This window comes from Mesorhizobium sp. M2D.F.Ca.ET.226.01.1.1, assembly GCF_004022705.2.
Taxonomy (GTDB): domain Bacteria; phylum Pseudomonadota; class Alphaproteobacteria; order Rhizobiales; family Rhizobiaceae; genus Mesorhizobium.
Genome location: NZ_RZOY02000006.1, coordinates 190617 through 213084 on the forward strand (window position 1 = coordinate 190617; position 22468 = coordinate 213084).

Genomic DNA, 22468 nt, shown 5'->3' on the forward strand with positions numbered 1-22468 from the left:
AGTTCAAGTACTACGTGAACTTCACGAGGCTCTAAAGCAATTGCCCCAGGAACTCCTGCACCGCATGGCCGGGGCGGAAATTGCCAAGGCGCCTGATCTCCCAGCGCAGCCGGATGCCGGAATTCTCGAGCACGCGCGCGCGCACCGTCTCGCCGAGATATTCGAGGTCGTAGCCGGTGGCCGTGCCGGTGTTGATCATGAAGTTGCAATGCATCGGCGACATCTGCGCGCCGCCGATCATCAGTCCACGGCAGCCGGCTTTGTCGATCTCCTTCCAGGCCGAGGTGCCTTCGGGATTCTTGAACGTCGAGCCGCCGGTCTTCTCACGAATCGGCTGCACCGTCTCGCGATGGTTCTGAACGGCATCCATCGCCGCCTTGATCGCCGCTTTGTCTTCGGCAACGCCTTCGAAGACAGCCGAGGTGAAGATCAGCCCGGCAGGCGCCGACGAATGGCGATAGGTGTAGCCCATATCGGCATTGCTGAGCGTATGGAGATTGCCCTTACGGTCCAGCGCCCTCACCTCGACGACCCGCTCGCGCGTCTCGACGCCGTTGGCGCCGGCATTCATTCTGAGCGCCCCGCCAATGGCGCCCGGAATGCCGTGGTAGAAATGGAAGCCGCCAATGCCGGCCTCATACGCCACCGCCGCGACACGCTTGTCCGGCGTCGCGGCGCCGGCTTTGATCGTGGTCGCCCCGGTAGCCTCGGCTTCGCCAAAGCCCTTGGCCGAGAGCCTGACGACGAAGCCCGGAATGCCGCCGTCGCGCACCAGAAGGTTCGAGCCGACACCGACCACCATCACCGGCACCTCTTCCGGCACCGCGCGCAGGAAGGCCGCCAGGTCCTCCTCGTCGGCGGGCTGGAACAGCGCCTCCGCCAGGCCGCCGGCCCGGAACCAGGTGATCTTGTCCATCTCGGCGTTCGGCGTGATGCGGCCGCGCAGCCCGGCAAGCCGGTCGCCTAACTTGTCGATGAGATCCTGGCCGCGCATCATGAGGGCGTCCCGCCAAGTTCCTTGGGCAGCGCATAGGCCCATTGCGTGATGTTGCCGGCGCCGAGGAAGACGACGAAATCGCCGGGCTTGGCCAGCTCGCGAATGGCCGGCGCGATCGCCGCCTGACCATCGATATAGCGCGCGTCGCGGTGGCCGCCGGAGCGGATGCGCGCAACCAGCGCATCGGAGGTCACGCCTTCGATCGGCTCTTCCCCGGCCGCATAGACCGGCGCCACCATCACCGTGTCGGCGTCGTTGAAGCAGACGGAGAATTCCTCGAAGAGATCGTGCAGGCGGGTGAAGCGATGCGGCTGCGCGATGGCGATGACCCGCCCTTTGGTCGCGCTGCGCGCGGCCTTCAGCACCGCCGCGATCTCGACCGGATGGTGGCCGTAATCGTCGAACACCTCGACGCCGTTCCAGGAGCCGGTGTGGGTGAAGCGCCGCTTGACACCGGCGAAGGACGACAGGCCCTTCTTGATCGCTTCGGCCGAAAGACCGAGCTCATGCGCGACCGCAATCGCCGCCGTCGCGTTGGATACGTTGTGCCGGCCAGGCATCGGCAAGCGCAGCGCTTCGATGATCGAGGTGCCGCGCCCCTTGCGGTCGCGGATGACCACATCGAACTCCGAGGTCGCGCCTTGCATGCGGTGGTTGGTGAAACGCACGTCGGCCTGTGCGTTCTCGCCATAGGTGATGACGCGCCGGTCCTCGATACGGCCGACCAACGCCTGCACCTCCGGATGGTCGGTGCACATCACGCCGAAGCCGTAGAACGGCACGTTCTCGACAAACTGGCGGAAAGCCTCGCGCACCTTGTCGAAACTGCCATAGTGGTCAAGATGCTCGGGGTCGATGTTGGTGACGACGGCAATGTCGGCCGGCAGCTTGAGGAAGGTCCCGTCGCTCTCATCCGCCTCGACCACCATCCACTCGCCGTCGCCCATGCGCGCATTGGTGCCATAGGCATTGATGATGCCGCCATTGATGACCGTCGGGTCGAGCCCGCCGGCTTCGAGCAGCGTCGCCACCATCGAGGTGGTCGTCGTCTTGCCATGCGTGCCGCCGATGGCGACCGCCTGGCGGAAGCGCATCAGCTCGGCCAGCATCTCGGCGCGGCGCACGATCGGCAGCAGCTTCTCGCGTGCGGCCTTGAGCTCGGGGTTGGACTTCTTGATCGCGGTCGAGACCACCACGACTTCGGCATCGCCGATGTTCTCGGCCTTGTGGCCGACGAAGCATTCGATGCCCTTGTCGCGCAGCCGCTGCACGTTGGCGCCGTCGGCCTGGTCGGAACCTTGCACCTTGTAGCCGAGATTGTGCAGCACCTCGGCGATGCCGCTCATGCCGATGCCGCCGATGCCGATGAAATGCACGAGGCCAATCGTCTGCGGCATCTTCATGCGCGCGTCCTCCTGTAGTCTGAAACCGTTTTGCCGGACGCAATAGCCTCTGTCAGATCGGCGAGCAACCGCGCGGCGTCGGGTTTGCCGGCGGAGCGGGCAGCGGCGGCCATGGTCGCCAGGCGGTTCGGATCCTGCATCAGCCCGCCGACCAGCTCGGCAATCCGTTCAGCCGACAGCGTCGATTGCGGATGAAGCTCGGCGCCGCCCGCGGCGGCAAGTGCGGCGGCATTCGCCGCCTGGTCGTGGTCGAGCGCGTGCGGGTAAGGCACCAGCAGCGCCGGCCGGCCGATGACGGCGATCTCCGAGACGGTCGAGGCGCCGGAGCGCGACATCACCAGATGCGCCGCCGCCATGCGCGCCGCCATATCGGTGAAGAAGGGCGAGACCTGGACGTCGACGCCGAGCTCGGCATAGGCGGCCTTCACCCGCGCCACATCCTCGGCGCGCGCCTGCTGGGTGATCACCAGCCGCTTGCGCAGGTCTTGCGGCAAGAGCGCGATCGCCGCCGGAACGGCATCGGAGAAGAATTGCGCGCCCTGGCTGCCGCCGAACACCAGGAAGCGGAACGGCTCACTCTCGTTCGACGCCACGTAAGGCGTTTTCGCCGCCTCGCGCACCTGCGGCCTGACCGGATTGCCGGTGGTCACGGTTTTGGCGCCGTCCGCGCTTTCCCCTTCGGGCAGGAAGCCGCCGGCAATCGCGTCGACGCGGCCGGCAAGCGCCTTGTTGGCACGGCCCATGACGGCGTTCTGCTCATGGATCACTGTCGGCACCTTGCGCCTTGTCGCGGCATAGAGCGGCGGCAGCGTCGGATAGCCGCCGAAGCCGACGACCGCCTCGGGCTTGATTCTGGCGATGACGCGCCCCGCTTCGCGCACGCCTTGCCAGATTTTCCAGAAGGCCGAGATCACGGCGAGCGGATTCTTCGAGCCCAGCGTCGCCGACGGGATCGCGTGAATGTCGGCGGCTGGAAACTGGCCGGAATAGCGCTCGGCGCGGCGGTCGGTGGCAAGATGCACTTTCCAGCCGCGTTCGATCAGCTCATGCGCAAGCGCTTCGGCGGGGAAGAGATGTCCGCCCGTTCCACCGGCTGCAAGCAGGATGACGCCCTTTGCCATCCTGCCTCATTCCGCCGGCATGGCGCGCTGCGCAAGGACGAAGCCCATCTGCTTGCGCTTTTGCGGCCGCTTGCGGGTCAATGCGAGCACCATGCCCATCGAGACGGCGATGGCGATTTGCGAGGAGCCGCCATAGGAGATGAAGGGCAGCGTCATGCCCTTGGCCGGCATCAATTGCAGGTTCACGCACATGTTGATGGCCGATTGCAGGCCGAACACGGTGACCAGCCCGCCGACCGCGTAGCGGGTGAAATCGTCATGCTCCTTAAGAGCGATGTTCAAGCCGCGCAGCACGATGAAGGCGAAGATTGACATGATGAAGAAGCACATGATCAGCCCGAACTCCTCGCCCGCGACCGAGAAGACGAAGTCGGCATGGCTGTCCGGGATGACCCGCTTCACCGTGCCCTCGCCCGGGCCGACGCCGAACCAGCCGCCGTTGATCAGCGCTTCGCGGCCCATATCGACCTGGAAGGTATCGCCTTCACCGGTGAGGAACTTGTCGATGCGCGCCGCAACGTGCGGGAACACGGTATAGGCGGCAAATAGACCGCTTGCCCCGGTGATGCCGAGAGCGATGATCCAAAGCCACGGCAGGCCGGCCATGAAGAACATGACGCCCCAGGTGCCGGTCACGAGCATGGTCTGGCCGAGATCGGGCTGAGCGACCAGAAGCGAGACCACCAGGACCAGAAGCAGGAGGGCGAACAGATTGCCGGGAATGTCGGGCTGGCGCTTGTGCTCGGCAAAGAGCCAGGCGCAGATGACGACGAAGGCCGGCTTCAGGAATTCGGACGGCTGGATCGAAAGGCCGGCCAGCGACACCCAGCGCCGCGCGCCCTTGACCTCGACGCCGACGTAGAGAACCGCCACCATCAGGACCAGCATGATGCAGAGCAACACAAGCGACATACGCCTTATCTGCCGCGCCTCCAGGAAGGAAACCGCAAGCATGACGATGAGCGCGGGGATGGTGAAGATGATCTGCCTGGTGGCGAAATGGAAGCTGCTGAGGCCGATGCGCTCGGCGACCGCTGGGCTTGCCGCGAAGGACAGGATGATGCCCAGCCCCATCAGCGACAGGAATGCCGCCAGGAACCAGCGATCGATCGTCCACCACCAGGTTGCGACAGGACTTTTGTCGAGACGGCTTTGCATCAACGTGGCCCTCCGATGGGTTTCACCCCATCAATAGCAATCGCAGCTTGCCTGAAGGCTTCGCCGCGAACTTCGAAATTCTTGAACTGGTCGAAACTGGCGCAGGCCGGCGAAAGCAGCACCACCGCCTCGCCACCGGCATCGCTTGCAGCGTCGTTGGCGGCATGCTCGACCGCCGCGGCAAGTGTTCCTGATATCTCGTAGGGCACGGCCTCGCCGAGCGTGGCCGAAAAGGCGGGCGCCGCCTCCCCGATCAAATAGGCCTTGGCGATGCGCGGGAAGAAGCCCCGCAAAGGCTCGATGCCGCCTTCCTTGGGCAGGCCGCCGGCGATCCAGTAGATGCGGTTGGGGAAGCTGGACAGCGCCGGCGCCGCCGCGTCGGCATTGGTCGCCTTGGAATCGTTGACGAACAGCACGTGGCCTTTGCGGCCGACCTGTTCCATGCGGTGCGCCAGCCCCGGGAAGCTTTCGAGCCCGGCCTGGATCTCGCCAAGCTCGAGCCCGACCTTCAGGCAGGCGACGACAGCGGCCAGGGCGTTCTGTGCATTGTGCTGGCCGCGCAGCGAGCCGATGCCCTCCAGGAAAGCGACGCGGCTGTAGCGGCCATGCACGGCTTCCATCAGACTGGTGCCGTCGGCGAAATAGCCGTCGGTCAGCGGCAGGCGCTTGGAGATGCGCACGACCTGCCGCCCGGCCCGCTCGAGCCGATCGGCGATCTGGGCGCACCAGGAATCGTCGACGCCGATGATCGCCGTGTCCGAGCCGGCAACCAGGCGCTCCTTGATCGAGGCGTAGTGGGCCATCGTGCCGTGCCGGTCGAGATGATCGGGCGTCAGGTTGAGCAGGATGCCGGCGGTCGGATTGATCGAGGGCGCAAGGTCGATCTGGTAGGACGAGCACTCGACCACGTAATGCCGCTGCGGCTCAGGCGGATCGAGCGTCATGATGGCGCGGCCGATATTGCCGCCCATCTGGGTGTCGCGGCCGGCCGACTTCAGGATATGCGCCGTCAGCGCCGTCGTCGTCGACTTTCCGTTGGTTCCGGTGATCGCGATGAACGGCGCTGCCGGCGCTTGGCCGACGCGCTCGCGGCAGAACAGCTCGATGTCGCCGATCACCTCGACGCCGGCGCCGCGCGCCAGTTCCACCGTCCAATGCGGCTTGGGATGCGTCAGCGGCACCCCCGGCGACAGCACGAAGGCGGCGAAGTGCTGCCAGTCGGCGGCGCGCAGATCGCCGGTCGCGATGCCTGCGGCCGCTGCCTTGGCGACACTGTCGGGATTGTCGTCCCAGGCCAGCACTTCGGCACCGCCAGCGATCAGCGCATGCGCGGTGGCAATGCCGGAGCCGCCAAGCCCGAAGAGCGAAACGCGTTTGCCTGACAAGGAAGCGGCGGGGATCAAGCGTGGCGTCCTATCTGAGCTTGAGGGTGGACAGGCCGACCAGCGCCAGGATGACGGCAATGATCCAGAAGCGGATCACCACCTGGCTTTCGGTCCAGCCCAGCTTTTCGAAATGGTGATGGATCGGCGCCATCAGGAAGACGCGCTTGCCGGTCATCTTGAAATAGCCGACTTGGATGATGACCGAGAGGATCTCGACCACGAACAGACCGCCGACGATGACCAGCACGATCTCGTGCTTGGTGGCGACTGCGATGGTGCCGATCAGGCCGCCCATCGCCAGCGAACCGGTGTCGCCCATGAAGATCGCGGCCGGCGGCGCGTTGAACCAGAGGAAGCCGAGGCCGGCGCCGATCACCGCGCCGAGCACGACGGCAAGCTCACCGGTGCCGGGAACGAAATGGATCTGCAGATATTCGGCGAACACCGCGTTGCCCGAGAGGTAGGCGATGACGCCGAACGACGCCGCCGCGATCATGATCGGCACGATCGCCAGGCCGTCAAGGCCGTCGGTCAGGTTCACCGCATTGCCCGCGCCGACAATGACGAAACAGGAGAACGGCACGAAGAACCAGCCGAGATTGATCAGGAATTCCTTGGCGAAGGGAAAGGTCAGCGACGATGAGAACGGCGCCTGGCCATTGTGCATGATCACCCATGCCGCGATGGCGGCGATGATGAACTCGATCGCCAGTCTCGCCTTGCCGGAGAAGCCCAGATGCGACTGCTTGGTGACCTTGAGATAGTCGTCGTAGAAGCCGATCGAGCCGAAGCCGACGGTGACCAAAAGCACCACCCAGACATAGATCGAGGAAAGGTTGGCCCATAGGAGCGACGAGCCGATGATGCCGCACAGGATCATCAGCCCGCCCATGGTCGGCGTTCCGGCCTTCTTGAAATGCGTCTGCGGGCCGTCGGCGCGGATCGGCTGGCCCTTGCCTTGCCGCAGCCGCAACGAGTTGATGATCGTCGGCCCGAAAATGAAGACGATCAGCGCCGAGGTGATCAGCGCGCCGCCGGTGCGGAAGGTGATGTAGCGGAAGACGTTGAAGAACGAAATCCGATCCGCGAAATCGACGAGCAGTGTGAACATGGTCTTTCCGTCCCCCGGAGCCCGACCTACGTCGGTTCAATGTTTGCGGCTTCCGCCGGAAATTTGCCGAGCAACGCCTCGACCAGCTTTGAAAATCCGATGCCTTTCGACGACTTGACCATCACCACGTCGCCGGGCCTCAGCGCGGAGATCACGATCGGCTTCAGTTCGTCGGCGCCCGCCCGATACTCGGTCTGGACATCGGCGGGCAAAATCTTGGCCAGCGCCTGCATTTCCGGCCCGCCGAGAAAGACATTGCGCGTACCCGTGCCGACGATCAGCTCGGCGAGCGCGGCGTGCAGCTTCGCAGAATGGCTGCCGAGTTCCAGCATATCGCCGAGCACGGCGATGCGCCTGCCTTCGCCCGATACAGGCGTCGCGTTGAGCAGCGCCATGGCCGCCGCCATCGACGCCGGATTGGCGTTGTAGCTCTCGTCGATCAGCGTGATCGGCCCGTTCGGATGGTGCAGGATATGGCGCTGCCCGCGCCCGCGCTCAGCCGAGAGATCGGCAAGCGCCGCTGCAACTTTGTCGAGATCGGCGCCGACAAGCTTGGTGGCCCCCAGCACGGCCAGCACGTTCTGGACCATGTGGCGGCCAGGCACGCCGATGCGCGCCGCAACATCCTGCTTGCCGATCTTCGCGGTGATGTCGGAATGGTCGGCGTGAAGTTCGCAGCCGGTGAGGCGGAATGTCGAGCGGGCGTTTTCGCCGAAGCCGAAGACATGCTCGACGTCGGCTTCCTTCGCCATTTTCTCGAGCAGCTTCCAGCGCTGATCGTCGCGGTTGAGCACCGCTGCGCCGCCGGGCTCCAGTCCCTCGAATATCTCGGCCTTCGCCTTGGCGATCTCGTCGAGATTCTTGAAGAAGCCGAGATGTGCGGCGGCAATCATCGTCACGATGGCGACATTCGGCCTGACCATCTTGACCAGCGGCCTGATCTCGCCCGGATGGTTCATGCCGATCTCGAAGACCGCGTAGTCGCAATCCTGCGGCATGCGCGCCAGCGTCAGCGGCACGCCCCAGTGGTTGTTGAACGACTGTGCCGAGGCATGCACCTTGCCGACCGCCGACAGCACATGGCGCAGCGCCTCCTTGGTGGTCGTCTTGCCGGCCGAGCCGGTGACGGCAATGATCTTCGCCTTCGAGCGTGCGCGGGCCGCGACGCCGAGTTTCTCCAGCGCCGCAAGCACATCGGGAACGACAATCATCGGCGCTGTCAGCCGCCCCAGCGACGGCAGCTTGCCCTCGGCGACGACCAGCACGGCAGCACCCGCTTTCACCGCCGCGGTCGCGAAATCGTGGCCGTCCATCGCCTCGCCCTTGATGGCGAAGAAGGCGTTGCCCGGCTCCAGGCTGCGGCTGTCGATCGAAATGCCGGTGATGCCTTGCGGCAGCGAGCCGATCGGCCTGCCTTCCATGGCTTCGACCAGCGCTTCCGACGTCCACAGCAGGCTCATGCGGCGCGCTCCCTCAGCGCTTCACGCACTTCCTCATGGTCGGAGAAGTGGAAGGTTTCGCTGCCGATGGTCTGGCCTTCCTCGTGTCCTTTGCCGGCGACGATCAGCGTATCGCCGGCGCGAAGCATGGCCACCGCTTCGTGGATCGCCTTGCGGCGGTCGCCGATCTCGATGGCGCCGGGCGCGGCGGCAAGGATCGCAGCGCGGATGGTTTCCGGCACTTCCGTGCGCGGGTTGTCGTCCGTGACGATGACTATATCGGCAAGCCGCGTCGCGATCTCGCCCATGATCGGCCGTTTTCCCCGGTCGCGGTCGCCGCCGCAGCCAAAGACCACGACGACGCGGCCGGTGGTGAAGGGCCGGACCGAAGTCAGCACATTTTCCAGCGCGTCCGGCTTGTGCGCATAGTCGACATAGACCGGAGCACCGGCGGCGGTGGTGCCGACGAGGTCGAGCCGGCCCGGCGCGCCTTTCAGTTTTTCCAATGCCGCCAAGACTTTGCCCGCGGATGTTCCAGTCGCGATGGCTAGACCGGCCGAAACCAGCGCATTGACGATCTGGAAATCGCCGGCCAAGGGCAGGTCGACCTCGTAGAGCACGCCGTCGGCCTCGACCTCGGCGCGCTGGCGATGGCGCTCGTGCTCGACGCGCTTCAGCGTCAGGAAATCGCCATGGCGGCCAACCGTCAGCACCTTCAGCCCCGCCGCCTTGGCGGCCTTTATCGTTGGCTCCGACCACGGATCGTCGGCAAAGACGATCGCGGGCGCGCCCTTGGGCAGCAGCGTGTCGAACAGGCGCAGCTTGGCGCGATGATAATCCTCGACCGTCGGATGGTAGTCCATGTGGTCGCGGCCGAGATTGGTGAAGGCGCCGGCCGCGAGTTTCACGCCGTCGAGGCGGCGCTGGTCGAGACCGTGGCTCGAGGCTTCCATCGAAGCGTGGGTGACGCCGGCATCCGCCAGTTCCTTGAGCAGTCGGTGGAGGGCCACCGGGTCGGGCGTCGTCAGCGAGCCATACTCGTTTCGGCCGGGCGCCACTACGCCGGTCGTGCCGATCGACGCGGCGGCAAAACCCGCCTGCTCCCATATCTGACGGGTGAAGGCGGCGACGGACGTCTTGCCGGCGGTGCCGGTGACGGCGACCATGGTCTGTGGCTGGCGGCCGAAGAAGCGCGCCGCGCTGAGCGCCAGCGCCAGGCGCGGATCATCGACGGCGATGACCGGGATCGACAGGCCGGAAACGGCCGTGCCCTTGCCGGTGACGATCGCGGCGGCGCCGCGGGCCGCGGCATCGGCCGCATAGGTCGAACCATCGGCCTTGCTGCCGGCGAGCGCGAAGAAGACGACGCCGGTCTTGACCGCGCGGGAATCGGAGGAAAGTCCGGTCACTTCCAGGTCGGGGGAGGCTGCTCCCTCGACAGGCAGGACGCCGGCTAGATCTTTTAGATGCATTGAGTTCCGTTCACCGCAACAAAATAGCGCGCAGTTGCCGGCGCGCCCCAAGAATCACTGATACGAAACCAGCGTTGCACCATTTTCATGGCTGAAATCTGGCTTCACGCCAAGCATGGCCGCCGAGCGCCTGATGATATTGCCGGCGATAACCCCCGCATTGTTGGCGGCAACGTCCGTCATGCCAGGTTTTTCCGGATGCGGGGCGTCGGCGATCGTAAACACCAGAAATTGCGGATCGTCCATCGGGAAGGCGGCGACGAAGGTGTTGAAGTTCAACTCTTTCGAGTAGCGGCCGTTGATGACCTTCTCGGCCGTACCGGTCTTGCCGCCGACGCGGTAGCCGGGAGCCCTGGCGTTTCTGGCCGAGCCCTTTTCGGCGTTGAGCGTATAGAGGTAGCGCATGCCTTCGACCGTCTTGTCGCTGACCACTCGCTTGGCCACCGCCATTGCATCCTGCTCGCTGCGGACCAGGAATGTCGGTTGGATCAGAAAGCCCTGCATCAGCGCCGCGCAACCGACGGCCGCCTGCAGCGGCGTCGTCGACACGCCGTGGCCGAAGGCGATGGTGAACGAATTGACCTGCTTCCAGACCTTTGGCTCGGTCGGGCGGGCGATTTCCGGCAGTTCGGTCTGCATCTTTTCCAGAATGCCAAGGCGATGCAGGAATTCGCGGTGCCCTTCAATGCCGACCAGCTCGGCCTCCCTGGCTGACCCGATGTTGGACGAATAGAGGAACACCTCCGGCAACGACAGCACACGGTTCTTGCCGTGGAAATCGTGAATGGCCTGGTGGCCGACCCGGATCGGATGCGAGGCGTCGAAATGACTGTTCATCGTCGCCTTGCCGGAATCGAGCGCCATGGCAGAGGTGAAACTCTTGAAGGTCGAGCCCATTTCGTAAAGGCCAGCCGACATACGGTTCAGCCGGTCCTTTTCCTGGGCGTTATAAGGATTGTTCGGGTCGAAATCCGGCACCGAGGCCATGGCCATCACTTCGCCGGTCTTGATGTTCAGCACGACCGCGCCGGCGCCCAACGCACGATAGCGCTCCAGGCCGGCGGCGATCTCGTCGCGCACCACATGCTGGACGCGCAGGTCGATCGAGAGCCTGACTGGCTTCAGATCCTTGGCCACCGCCAGGCCCGACGCCTGCAGGTCGCTCAACCCCTGCTCGTCGATATATTTCTCCATGCCGGAGATGCCCTGGTTGTCGATGTTGGTGAGGCCGACAATGTAGGACGACGTCTCGCCGCTCGGATAGAAGCGGCGCTTTTCGGTGCGGAAGCCAAGGCCGGGGACGCCCAGCGCCATGATGTCGGATTGCTGCTTCGGCGTCAGCTGTCGCTGCAGCCAGACGAAGCCGGCGCCGCTCTTGAGCTTGCGATAGGTCTGCTCGTAGTCGATCTCCGGCAGCACGCTCGACAATTTCTCGATCGCTTCGTCTGCGTCGACGATGCGGCGCGGCTCGGCAAACAGCGACGCCGTCTTGATGTCGGTCGCCAGCACCTCGCCGTTGCGGTCGACGATATCCGGACGCGACGCCGTGACCCGGTTCTCCGGACCGCCCGAGAGATCGGGATTCTGCATGCCGAGATAGACGAGCCTGCCGGCAATGGTCGAATAGATGGTGAAGAACACCGCCATCGTCATGATGATGCGGGTCTTTGCCTTGCCGCCGGTCGCCTTGCGCGCGGCGTCGACGACGATCGAGCCGTCCTCGGCTGCCTTCTTGCGGCGCTTAAGCAGGTTGCCGATCCTTGGAAGCCTGCCGATCATTGCACGGTGCTCCCGGTGACGACCGAATCCTTGCCGTCCGAAGGCTCTTTGCCGGAATTGTCGGCCATGCCGCCGAGCCGCTGCGAGGAGAGGTCCTCGATCGTCAGGGGCTTCACCGGAATGTCGTCGAGACTGCCGATCTGGTGCGCATTGACCGGTTCGAGCCCGAGTTGGCTCTTATAGACGTCAGTAAGTTTCTGCAGCCGCGACGGCTGGGTGAGCAGGCTCCAGTCCGCCTTGAGGAGATCGATCGTTTCTTCCTCGTAGCGGATCTGCGACTGGATCTTCTGCACCGCCGCCAATTGCTCTTCGGCTTCCCGCTTGGTCTTGTAGGTCAGGGCCGCGGCCGAGACCATGACGGCGATCAGGACTATGTCGCTGGTACGAAACACGTGCTCACCTCTCCCCCGGCCGCTCGACGGCGGGAAGCTTTGGAAGGCCGAAAATCGAAAAATCGCCGGCGCGCGCCGGCGCCTCGGTGCGGATCGCCACGCGCAGCCTGGCCGAGCGCGCCCGCGGATTGGCCGCTGTCTCGGCCTCTCCCGGCGTCACGCCGCCGCCGGATTTGCGGAAGGTGGCAACGCGTACGGGCGCATCGGGCATGTGGCGCGAGCCGCTGGCCGCTTCGGAACGATCGGCGATGAAGCGCTTGACAATGCGGTCCTCGAGCGAATGGAACGTCACCACGGCAAGCCGCCCGCCGGGTTTCAACACCCGCTCGGCGGCCAGCAGCGCTCTCGCTAGTTCGCCAAGCTCGTCATTGACGAGGATGCGCAGCGCCTGGAAGACGCGGGTGGCCGGATGGATCTTGTCCTTCGGCCCTCTCCCGATATGCGTTTCGATGGCGTCGGCGAGATCGAGCGTGCGCTCGAAAGGCTTCTTCTCGCGCCGGCTCTCGATCATCCGCGCGATGCGGCCGGCATGGCGCTCCTCGCCGAGAAAGCCGAAGATGCGGGCAAGGTCGCCGGCCTTGAAGCTGTTGACGACGTCGGCGGCGCTCAAGCCCGCCTGCGCCATGCGCATGTCGAGCGGTCCGTCGGCGCGAAAGGAAAAACCGCGCTCCGCCTGGTCAAGCTGCATGGAGGAAACGCCGATGTCGAGCACGACGCCATCGACATTGTCGGCATGTTCGTCCAGCGTCGAGAACGGCGCCTGGACAAGCCTCAACCGGCCGCCGGCCTGCTGCTCGAGCGCCCTGCCCTCCGCGATTGCGTCCGGGTCGCGGTCGATGCCAATGACGGAGGCTCCACGATCGAGGATTGCGCTGGTGTAGCCGCCGGCGCCGAATGTCCCGTCGACGATCGTCTCGCCTTCCTTCGGCGCGAGCGCGTCGAGCACCTCGGCAAGGAGGACCGGAATGTGACGGGCCGGTCCGCCAACGGCGTGAGGATCATCGCCGTGGCCAGCCATCATTCCGATCGCTCCCCGGGCTTCGTCCCCTGCCGAAGCTGCAACAGCCTGGCCCGCGCCTGCGCGCCATAGGCGGCAAGCCGTCCCGGCTCCCAAACCTGAAAGAAATTGCCGCGGCCGACAAAGGCAACCTCGTTCGCGATGCCCGTATGCTCGCGGATGAAATCGGTCATCGTTATCCGGCCGTCCTGGTCCAATTTCAGAAACGTCCCGTCGCCATGGCAGAAGAACGACATGTCGTCCGCCGTCTGCAGGAACGGGTCTTCCAGCGCGATCCGCTGCTCGTAGCGGTCGAGCAGATCGAGGCCGCCGACATCCATGGCCGGCAGGTCCAGGCAGCGCAGCGCGTAAAGCTCCGAATAACCGCGTTTCTGCACCACGGCGCGGAAATGCGCAGGAACGGACACGCGCCCCTTCGCATCGATCCTGTTTACCGCATTTGACAGAAATCGGTCCAATGAACACTACAGCCGCTTCCGCCGCCGCACCCCTTCCCATGTCGTTCTCTGCGCCCCCGCGCTCGCGATAAATCGCTTCAAGCACCGGGGCGAAAACCGACAAACGCGCAGCCGCCGCGGCTGCCCGATTGGCGTACGCTTCACCCTGACGCGGAACGAAAGCTTGATTTAGATGGGATATCATGGGGCACTATGGGCGTCAACGGGAACAGACATCACAAACAAGCGCGCCGCAACCAGAAAGCGCAGGCTGGAGGCACGTCTCGTCTTTATCCTCTATTAAGCCTAACGAAGCGTTTAGAGCCTTCTGGCCCAAAAAGACGCGGCTTGCCGCGAACAGCCGGCACGCATAGCGTCGCCGGCAATTGCTATTCAGCCGAAGGGATGAAGCCTGATGTCCAAACCAGCGAAGTCCCGCGCCGCGGCGCTTGCCCATTTGCGCAGCGCCGATTTCGCCAAGGGCGATCCGATCCCTCTGCCGCTGACCATGGCGTCGATCTTCCACACGCCGGGCGCAGAGGCCGGCTTCGATCAGTATGGCCGCTACGACAATCCGACCTGGCGCGCCGTCGAGCACGCGCTCGGCCACCTCGAAGGCGCGCAATGCGTCGCCTTCCCGTCTGGAATGGGCGCAATCTCGTCGGTGTTTTTCGCGCTGCTGAAATCAGGCGACCGCGTGCTTCTGCCGTCAGACGGCTATCACGCCACGCGCGCCATGGCCGAGCGCTTTCTCAACCCCCTCGGCATTGCCTGCGACACCAGGCCGACGCCAACCTTCCTCGACGGCGGCTTCGACGGTTACCGGCTGGTTTTTGCCGAGACGCCGTCCAATCCCAGGCTGGACATCTGCGATATCGCGGCGGTGGCCGAAGCCGTTCACAGACAGGATGGGCTGCTCGTCGTCGACAACACGACGATGACGCCCTTCGGCCAGCGTCCGCTCGACCTCGGCGCCGACATCGTCGTCTCCGCCGACACCAAGGCGGTGAACGGGCACTCCGACGTGCTTTTCGGCCATGTCGCGAGCCGCGATGCCGACATCATCGCCAAGGTGACGGACTGGCGCAGCCTGGTCGGCGGCATCCCCGGCCCTTTCGAGGCCTGGCTTGTGCATCGCGGGCTGGAAACCCTTGAGGTGCGTTTCGACCGGATGTGTTCCTCGGCTGAAACGATCGCAAGGAAGCTGAGAGCCCATCGCGCGGTCAGCGGCCTGCGCTATCCCGGCTTCGACGACGACCGGTCGCACAATCTGGCGCGTGCCCAGATGGATCGCTTCGGCTTCCTGATCTCGTTCGAATTGGCCTCGGAACAGAAGGCCGAGGCGTTCATCGACAATTGCGCGCTGATTGAATCGGCGACTTCCTTCGGCGGCGTGCACACCTCGGCCGAGCGGCGCTCGAAACGCGGCGATGCCGTGCCGCTGGGCTTCGTGCGCCTGTCGATCGGCTGCGAGCCGGTGGAGGAGCTGTGGCAGGCGATCGAGGCGTCATTGGACAAGGTCGCCGGCTGAGTAGCTACGGTTCGAGATTCTTGCTCTGATCTTGCGCCAGCCGTGGGAACAGGTGGATCGCTTTCAGAGCGCTTGCGCCTCACGCTGAATCAGAAGTCACGCCTTTCGGCGTAACCTTCTGGTTTTGGGTATCTATTGCGATTTGAAAAATGCCAGCTGGCCTGTAAGCCGGGTTCTGTATGGCCCTCGCCTTGCGGCGAGAACGTGGCGGCCATTCATCTTGGGCGCATGTTGCCATGCGCCTCACGCAACCTACCCGGGCGGTGGGCCGGAAACAGCCCTCGAAGGTTTCCCCTCGCACCGCCCCTATTCGGTTTTGCTCCCGGTGGGGTTTGCCCTGCCGCTTCCGTTGCCGGTCGCGCGGTGGGCTCTTACCCCACCCTTTCACCCTTACCGCAGCGAATGCCGCGGCGGTTTGCTTTCTGTGGCACTTTCCCTGGGGTCGCCCCCGCCGGCCGTTAGCCGGCACCGTGTCTCCATGGAGCCCGGACTTTCCTCACCCGCAGCCTTTCGGCTCTCGCGGGTGCGGCCGCCCGGCCAGCTGACAGCCGCGTATAAAGGGATTCCCGCCTGAAAACGCAAACGAAAAAGCTAGCCCGTCTCGCCCGAAGCTCTTGGGCTATGCCGGAGAGCGCGGCGGTTTTGAGACAACGACATGCATGGAAGAACACGGCGCGGCCCAAATCCACCTCAATGGATAAGCCTCAGGCCGGAGAGCCCAGCGCCACCATCTGCACCTTCACCTTGCTGCAATACGCGGCCGAAACCGGGTTCATCCGTGTCGCGCCATGACCTGCGTTGTATTTGAGGATCGTGCCGCAGGTGGTGCCGCCGCCGAGGTCCCGCGCCATGGCGAGGTACTTCATGCCGTACTTGATGTTGGTGTCGGGATCGAACAATCCCTTGGCCGAGCCGGTGTAACCCATCATGCGGGCCGTGGCCGGCTTGATCTGCATCAGGCCGATCTCGCCTGCGCCGCCGACCATGTTCGGCCGAAAGTTGCTTTCGATCTTGATGACGGCCGTGGCCAGCGACACCGGCACGCCATAGCTCGCGGCATAGCGGGCAATGATCGCCGAATACTGGCCGTCGCCGGCGGCAGCGGGGGTCGCCACAGCGATCTTGCCGGGATGAATCGAGGCCGTTGTGGTAAGATCGATGGATTTTCCGCCGCGCTTGGCGCGTTTGGCCGTTGATTTTGTCACCTTGGTCGCCGCGGCCTTCTGCACTCTTGCCGGAGCAGCTGCCCGCGCGGTTTTTGGTGTTTTGGCGCTCGCCTTTGGCGTTGCCGGGGCGGCTGAGAAGCCATTATCGCCCCTGAGGCTCAGCGGGGCACTGTTGGCTTGATTGAAGGCAAAACTTATCATTCCGGCAGCAACAGCTGCCGCTACAACGGTCAATTTTGGCATGTAGTCCTGTTCTGTTAGAACCGCGCGAAGAACTTCACGCGATTGCGCCAATTCAACATCGGATTACCCGGGAGGATAGAGGCCCGACGACTTGCGGGGAGGCATTTGGCGGCGGAATTGGCGGCAATGAAGGCGGCGCAATTCACTTTAAGTGACAGATTGTAATTTGCGGAACTTGTCGGGGCTATTTTGCCGGAACTGCCTTTACGGAAGCCAGGAGCCTTTGCAGCGTGCGGAATGTCGAATTGTCCGCCACGCCATCCACCAGCCGTCGCCGGAAATGCCGCTGGAACGCCGCCACCACGATTTCCGTCTGCTGGTCGTAAATACCCGAGATCTCGACGCCATAGCCATAGAGCGCCAGCATCGATTGCAGCGCTTCGACGTCGGAGCCGGTGTCGCCGGCCTTCAGCGCAGCGCCCGCCCTTATCGGTGCCGCCGGCACGAGATGACCGACGCCGGCCGCGAACAGCGCCTTCCAGGGGAATTTTTCGCCAGGATCGATTTTGCGGCCTGGCGCCACGTCCGAATGCGCCAGCACCCTTGCCGCGGGAATGGAATAGCGGCCCACGATGCCGGCGCATAAATCGATCACGGCGCCAATCTGCCGCCGCGGGAAGGCCTTGTAGCCCAGCGTATGCCCGGGATTGACGATCTCGATCCCGACCGAGCAGGAGTTGATGTCGGTGCGCCCGAACCACGAACTCCTGCCGGCGTGCCAGGCGCGGTCACTCTCGCGCACCATTTGCACGACACGGCCGTCCTCGTGGACGAGGTAGTGCGAGGATACCTCGCTTGCCGGATCGCACAGCCACGCCTCGGCGCTCTCGCCCGTCGCCATGCCGGTATAGTGCAGCACGATCATGTCGGGCCGCAACGTTTCGCGGCGCGGCCCGAAATTCGGCGAGACCCGGACCTCGGCGCCTGGCTGGTCGGGCAGAAAGCCGCTCATGCGTGCCTGAGGCCCCGCTCGATCATCTCATAGGCGGCATTGATCGCCGCGACCCTGGTGGTGGCGATCTTGATGAATTCCTGCGGCAGGCCGCGCGCGATCAGCCTGTCGGGATGATTGTCGGAGATCAGCTTGCGATAGCGTTTCCTGATCTCCTCGAACGGCTTGCCGCGTTCGATGCCGAGAACGACATAGGGATCGGCAGCACCCAGATTGACGTGCCGCGACAGGATCGCTTCGTAGTGCGCCTCGTCGATGCGGAAAATCTCGGCGATCCGATGCAGGAACCGGCCTTCATGCTCATGAATCAGGCCATCCGCCTTGGCGATGTGGAAGAGGCCGTCGAGGATGTCCTCCAGCATCATGCAGTTGGCATGACCGGACCCGCAGAGCTGCGCCATGCGCTGGGCATAGATCTCGAAGCCGGCAACGTCTTGCTTGGCGATGTCGTAAAGCCGCGCCACATTGCGTGTCTCGCTAGGCGGCACTTCGAAGATTTCCTGGAAGGCGCGCACTTCATCCTGCGTGACGATGCCGTCGGCCTTGGCCATCTTGGCCGAGAGCGCGATCATCGCCACCGAGAAGGCAACGCGCCGACGCAGGTCCGGGTCACCGGAAAACACGGTGCGCACGGCTTCGACGACATCCGCGACGCCCGAGGACGCCGATGACGAAACACGAGCGATGAAGTCGCCAAGGCGGTCCCAAATCGACATGTCGGCTTCATAGAGCGAACCGGGCGGTTCTATCAAGTCGGGACTATGCCGCAGGTGACCGGCATGTAAGTGCCGGTGCAAAAAAGAAGGCCGGCAACTGCCGGCCTTCCTCGAAATTATCGGTCAGCTCTTACTGCGCAGGAGCGGCAGGAGCCGGTTTTGTTGCCGGAGCCGGTTCAGCGGGCTTCGAAGCGTCGGGCGAGGCCGGCTTCATCGGCTGCTCGCTGGCCGGCGGATTGGTGCTTTGGGTGGTGGTCTTATCGGTGCCACTATTGCTACAAGCCGCGACCCCCAGCAGGGCGAGCGCCGACAAAGACGCCAGAATGAGCTTCTTCATGGTATCTCTCCTTCAACAAGACGCTCACATTTCGGTGAGCGGCCGGAAGGGAAATGCATCAACACGCAGCCGGTTTCATAACGATGCATTTCGATCTGTAACATCAACTTGCGATTGCTGGCGCCGATATCCCGAACTAACAGAACATATGCTTTTGAAGATGGTGGACAAGCAGAATGCCTGCAGCCTCGGGAACGAACAAATGGGACTTTTGGATCGACCGCGGCGGCACATTCACCGATATTATCGGCCGTGACCCGCAAGGGCGATTGCACCCGCGAAAGCTTCTGTCCGAAAATCCCGAGGCCTATGCGGATGCCGCCATCCAGGGCATCCGCGACTTGTTGGGCTTGCAGGCCGGGGCGGCCATTTCCGCCGACGTGATCGGCGACGTCAAAATGGGCACCACCGTTGCCACCAATGCGCTGCTCGAGCGCAAGGGCGACCGTGTGCTGCTGCTCATCAGCAAGGGTTTCCGCGACGCTCTGCGCATCGCCTACCAGGCGCGGCCTGATATCTTCGCCAAGGAAATCATCCTGCCCGAGCAGCTCTATGAGCGGGTCATCGAGGTCGACGAGCGCGTGCGCGCCGATGGCTCCGTCGAGCGGTTGCTCGACCTCGCCGACTGCCGCCCGGCGATCGAACAGGCGAAGGCCGACGGTATCGACGCGGTCGCCATCGTCTTCATGCATGCCTGGAAATATCCCGACCACGAAAAAGCCGTGGCAACAGTCTGCCGCAAGATCGGCTTCAGCCAGATATCGGTGTCTCACGAGGTCTCGCCGCTGATCAAGCTGGTCGGCCGCGGCGACACCGCCGTGGTGGACGCTTATCTGTCGCCGATCCTGTCGCGTTATGTGCAGCGGGTGGCGGGAGAGCTGGGCGCCGGCCCGCGCCTGATGTTCATGATGTCCTCGGGCGGCCTCACCGCCGCCGACATGTTCCAGGGCAAGGACGCGCTTTTGTCGGGGCCGGCGGGCGGCGTCGTCGGCATGGTCGAAACGGCCAGGCTCGCCGGCTTCGAGAAAGTCATCGGCTTCGATATGGGCGGCACCTCGACCGACGTCGCCCATTATGACGGCGAATATGAGCGCGCCTTCGACACCGAGGTCGCCGGCGTGCGCATCCGCGCGCCGATGATGCGCATCCACACGGTTGCCGCCGGTGGCGGCTCGATCCTGCACTACGAGGCCGGCCGCTTCCGCGTCGGCCCCGATTCCGCCGGCGCCAATCCCGGGCCTGCCGCTTACCGGCGCGGCGGCCCGCTCGCCGTTACCGACGCCAATGTCATGCTGGGCAAATTGCAGCCTGATTTCTTCCCGGCGATTTTCGGGGCCGGCCAGGACCAGCCGCTTGACGTCGGCACGGGTCGCGGAAAATTCACCGCACTTGCCGCCGAAATCGGCGATGGCCGGACGCCCGAGGCCGTCGCCGAGGGCTTCATCACCATCGCCGTCGAGAACATGGCAAACGCCATCAAGAAGATCTCGGTGCAGCGCGGCTACGACGTCACGGAATATCTCTTGAATTGCTTCGGCGGCGCCGGCGGCCAGCATGCCTGTCTGGTCGCCGACGCGCTGGGCATGGAAGCCGTGCTCATCCACCCCTTCTCCGGCCTGCTTTCCGCTTATGGCATCGGCCTCTCTTCGGTCTTCGCCTCGCGCCAGCAGGGTCTGCTGCAGCCGCTCGCCGAGGAATCCCGATCGGCGATCGAGACTCTCATCGCGACCTTGCGTGGCGACGTCATCACCGAGCTTGGCGAGCAGGGCATCGCCGAGGAAGCGGTTTCAACCAAGCCCATCCTGCATATCCGCTACGACGGCACCGACACGGCGTTGCCGGTGAATTTCGAGCATGGCTCGATCTTCCGCGCCAGAAGCGATTTCGAGGCCGCGCACAAGGCACAGTTCGGATTCGTCTATGACGACAAGCCGATCGTCGTCGAGACCGTCGCCGTCGAAGGCCTGGAAGCGGCTCGACAGGACAAGGCTGAAGCGTCCACCCCGGCCGGACCGGCAGCGGCCCAGCCCAAGCCTTCGGAAAGCCGGCCTATCTACACCGAGGGGCGCTGGCACGAAGCCGGCGTCTACCGCCGTGAAAACCTGCGGCCATCCGACAGGGTCGCTGGACCCGCGCTGATCATCGAGCCGAACCAGACCATCGTCGTCGAGCCGGGCTGGCGCGCCGAAATCACCAGTCTCAACCACGTCGTGATCCGCCGCACGGAAAGAAAGGCGCGTGCCGCCGCGCTCGGCACCGAAGCCGATCCGGTGATGCTGGAGGTCTTCAACAACCTGTTCATGTCGATCGCCGAACAGATGGGTGTCACGCTGCAGAACACCGCCTATTCGGTGAACATCAAGGAGCGGCTGGATTTCTCCTGCGCCGTGTTCGACCGTCACGGCGCGCTGGTGGCCAACGCGCCGCATATGCCGGTGCATCTGGGCTCGATGGACCGTTCCGTCGAGACCATCATCCGCCTGAATTCCGGTGACATCCACCCCGGCGACGTCTTCGCGCTCAATGCCCCTTATAATGGCGGCACCCATCTGCCCGACATCACGGTGGTGACGCCTGTCTTCGATGATGCGCGGAGCGAGATCCTATTCTGGGCAGCCTCGCGCGGTCACCATGCCGATGTCGGCGGCACCGCCCCCGGCTCGATGACGCCGCTCGCGACGACGGTCGACGAGGAAGGCGTGCTCTTCGACAATTTCCGCATCGTCGATCGCGGCCGCTTCCGCGAGAAAGAACTGGAGACGCTGCTTACCGACCATCCCTACCCCGCGCGCAACCCCGTCCAGAACATCGCCGACCTCAAGGCGCAGATTGCCGCCAACGAAAAGGGCGTGGCGGAACTGCGCAAAATGGTCGCGCATTTCGGCCTCGATGTCGTCGAGGCCTATATGGGCCATGTCCAGGACAATGCGGCCGAGAGCGTGCGCCGCGTGATCGAGCGGCTTCCCGACAGCGCGGCTTACGAGTATCCCACCGACACCGGACAGGTGATCAGGGTGAAGATCACTGTCGACCGGCAAAAGCGCGAGGCGACCGTCGATTTCACCGGCACCTCGCCTGTCATGAAGAACAATTTCAACGCGCCGGAACCCGTTGCGCGCGCGGCGGTTCTCTATGCCTTCCGCGTCATGGTCGAGGACATGATCCCGATGAACGCCGGCTGTCTGAGGCCGATCAACATCGTCATCCCCGACGGCTCGATGCTGAAGCCCACCTACCCCGCGGCGGTCGTCGCCGGCAATGTCGAGACTTCGCAGCATGTCACCAACGCGCTGTTCGGCGCCATGGGCGCCATGGCCAACGCGCAAGGCACGATGAACAACCTCACCTTCGGCAACAAGAAATACCAGTATTACGAGACGATCTGCTCCGGCTCGCCGGCCGGCCGGATGAATTCGGGACGCGGCTTTGCCGGCACCTCCGGCGTTCACACACATATGACCAACTCGCGCCTCACCGACCCCGAGGTGCTGGAACTGCGCTTCCCCGTCGTGCTTGAAGACTTCCACATCCGCGAGGCTTCCGGCGGCAAGGGCAAGTGGAACGCCGGCGACGGCACCAAGCGCACCATCCGCTTCCTCGAACAGATGGAATGCGCGATCCTGTCTTCCCATCGCAACCGGCCGCCTCAGGGTCTCGACGGCGGCGGTGACGGCGAAGCGGGCTCGACCAAGGTCAGGCGCAATGACGGCTCGGTCGACGTTTTGAAGGCGTGCGACCAGACCACGCTCGACGCCGGCGAGGCCGTCATCGTCACCACGCCGACGCCTGGAGCGTTCGGGAAAGTGTGAAA

18 protein-coding genes and 1 other RNA gene are annotated in these 22468 nt (G+C 64.4%); 2 read left to right on the forward strand and 17 right to left on the reverse strand.

Going from position 1 to position 22468, the window contains the following annotated elements; genetic code table 11:
• Positions 1 to 31: 31 nt before the first annotated feature.
• From murB to mraZ, 12 genes are read right to left on the reverse strand one after another with little or no spacing between them, the layout of a single operon-like run.
• On the reverse strand, positions 32 to 997 hold the full coding sequence (gene murB / locus EN869_RS15985) for a UDP-N-acetylmuramate dehydrogenase (RefSeq protein WP_127228923.1): 966 nt from the start codon (positions 995 to 997) through the stop codon (positions 32 to 34).
• The gene (gene murC / locus EN869_RS15990) at positions 994 to 2400 is read right to left on the reverse strand and encodes a UDP-N-acetylmuramate--L-alanine ligase (RefSeq protein WP_127228924.1); all 1407 of its coding nucleotides are present in this window, start codon (positions 2398 to 2400) and stop codon (positions 994 to 996) included. The genes murB and murC overlap by 4 nt, the downstream gene beginning before the upstream one ends.
• Complete coding sequence (gene murG / locus EN869_RS15995) at positions 2397 to 3521, reverse strand: undecaprenyldiphospho-muramoylpentapeptide beta-N-acetylglucosaminyltransferase (protein ID WP_127228925.1); 1125 nt, start codon at positions 3519 to 3521, stop codon at positions 2397 to 2399. The genes murC and murG overlap by 4 nt, the downstream gene beginning before the upstream one ends.
• A 6-nt stretch (positions 3522 to 3527) precedes the next feature.
• Positions 3528 to 4679, reverse strand: a complete 1152-nt coding sequence (gene ftsW / locus EN869_RS16000; protein WP_127228957.1) for a putative lipid II flippase FtsW — start codon at positions 4677 to 4679, stop codon at positions 3528 to 3530.
• A complete protein-coding gene (murD, locus tag EN869_RS16005) occupies positions 4679 to 6082 on the reverse strand; it encodes a UDP-N-acetylmuramoyl-L-alanine--D-glutamate ligase (protein ID WP_127228926.1) in 1404 nt (467 codons plus the stop codon). The genes ftsW and murD overlap by 1 nt, the downstream gene beginning before the upstream one ends.
• 10 nt (positions 6083 to 6092) lie before the next feature.
• On the reverse strand, positions 6093 to 7175 hold the full coding sequence (gene mraY, locus EN869_RS16010) for a phospho-N-acetylmuramoyl-pentapeptide-transferase (protein ID WP_127228927.1): 1083 nt from the start codon (positions 7173 to 7175) through the stop codon (positions 6093 to 6095).
• A gap of 26 nt (positions 7176 to 7201) precedes the next feature.
• On the reverse strand, positions 7202 to 8635 hold the full coding sequence (locus tag EN869_RS16015) for a UDP-N-acetylmuramoylalanyl-D-glutamyl-2,6-diaminopimelate--D-alanyl-D-alanine ligase (RefSeq protein WP_127228928.1): 1434 nt from the start codon (positions 8633 to 8635) through the stop codon (positions 7202 to 7204).
• Positions 8632 to 10086, reverse strand: coding sequence for a UDP-N-acetylmuramoyl-L-alanyl-D-glutamate--2,6-diaminopimelate ligase (locus EN869_RS16020; RefSeq protein WP_127228929.1), 1455 nt, complete (start codon positions 10084 to 10086; stop codon positions 8632 to 8634). The genes EN869_RS16015 and EN869_RS16020 overlap by 4 nt, the downstream gene beginning before the upstream one ends.
• A gap of 54 nt (positions 10087 to 10140) precedes the next feature.
• A complete protein-coding gene (locus tag EN869_RS16025; protein ID WP_127228930.1) occupies positions 10141 to 11865 on the reverse strand; it encodes a penicillin-binding protein 2 in 1725 nt (574 codons plus the stop codon).
• Positions 11862 to 12257 carry a hypothetical protein gene (locus EN869_RS16030; protein ID WP_127228931.1) on the reverse strand — a complete coding sequence of 132 codons (396 nt, stop codon included), beginning with the start codon at positions 12255 to 12257 and terminating at the stop codon, positions 11862 to 11864. Before EN869_RS16030 ends, EN869_RS16025 begins: the two co-directional genes overlap by 4 nt.
• Before the next feature lie 4 nt (positions 12258 to 12261).
• Complete coding sequence (gene rsmH, locus EN869_RS16035) at positions 12262 to 13278, reverse strand: 16S rRNA (cytosine(1402)-N(4))-methyltransferase RsmH (RefSeq protein ID WP_127228932.1); 1017 nt, start codon at positions 13276 to 13278, stop codon at positions 12262 to 12264.
• Entirely contained in the window at positions 13275 to 13733 is a 459-nt protein-coding gene (gene mraZ, locus EN869_RS16040; RefSeq protein WP_127228933.1) for a division/cell wall cluster transcriptional repressor MraZ, read from the reverse strand. The genes rsmH and mraZ overlap by 4 nt, the downstream gene beginning before the upstream one ends.
• A gap of 394 nt (positions 13734 to 14127) precedes the next feature.
• On the opposite strand from mraZ, the gene EN869_RS16045 reads away from it, so the two are divergent.
• On the forward strand, positions 14128 to 15243 hold the full coding sequence (locus tag EN869_RS16045) for a cystathionine gamma-lyase (protein ID WP_127228934.1): 1116 nt from the start codon (positions 14128 to 14130) through the stop codon (positions 15241 to 15243).
• A 148-nt stretch (positions 15244 to 15391) separates the two neighbouring features.
• On the opposite strand, the gene rnpB is transcribed toward EN869_RS16045, so the two are convergent.
• From rnpB to EN869_RS16070, 5 genes are all read right to left on the reverse strand, one after another.
• Positions 15392 to 15788: RNase P RNA component class A (gene rnpB, locus EN869_RS16050), an RNA gene on the reverse strand.
• A gap of 159 nt (positions 15789 to 15947) precedes the next feature.
• The gene (locus tag EN869_RS16055; protein WP_127228958.1) at positions 15948 to 16652 is read right to left on the reverse strand and encodes a transglycosylase SLT domain-containing protein; all 705 of its coding nucleotides are present in this window, start codon (positions 16650 to 16652) and stop codon (positions 15948 to 15950) included.
• A 184-nt stretch (positions 16653 to 16836) separates the two neighbouring features.
• A complete protein-coding gene (locus tag EN869_RS16060; RefSeq protein WP_127228935.1) occupies positions 16837 to 17604 on the reverse strand; it encodes an N-acetylmuramoyl-L-alanine amidase in 768 nt (255 codons plus the stop codon).
• Positions 17601 to 18320, reverse strand: coding sequence for a DnaJ family molecular chaperone (locus EN869_RS16065; protein WP_127228936.1), 720 nt, complete (start codon positions 18318 to 18320; stop codon positions 17601 to 17603). Before EN869_RS16065 ends, EN869_RS16060 begins: the two co-directional genes overlap by 4 nt.
• A 130-nt stretch (positions 18321 to 18450) precedes the next feature.
• A complete protein-coding gene (locus EN869_RS16070) occupies positions 18451 to 18657 on the reverse strand; it encodes a hypothetical protein (protein ID WP_127228937.1) in 207 nt (68 codons plus the stop codon).
• Positions 18658 to 18833: 176 nt separating this feature from the next.
• Here EN869_RS16070 and EN869_RS16075 point away from each other — a divergent pair, with 176 nt between their 5' ends.
• The gene (locus EN869_RS16075; RefSeq protein WP_127228938.1) at positions 18834 to 22466 is read left to right on the forward strand and encodes a hydantoinase B/oxoprolinase family protein; all 3633 of its coding nucleotides are present in this window, start codon (positions 18834 to 18836) and stop codon (positions 22464 to 22466) included.
• The last annotated feature ends 2 nt before the right edge of the window (positions 22467 to 22468 follow it).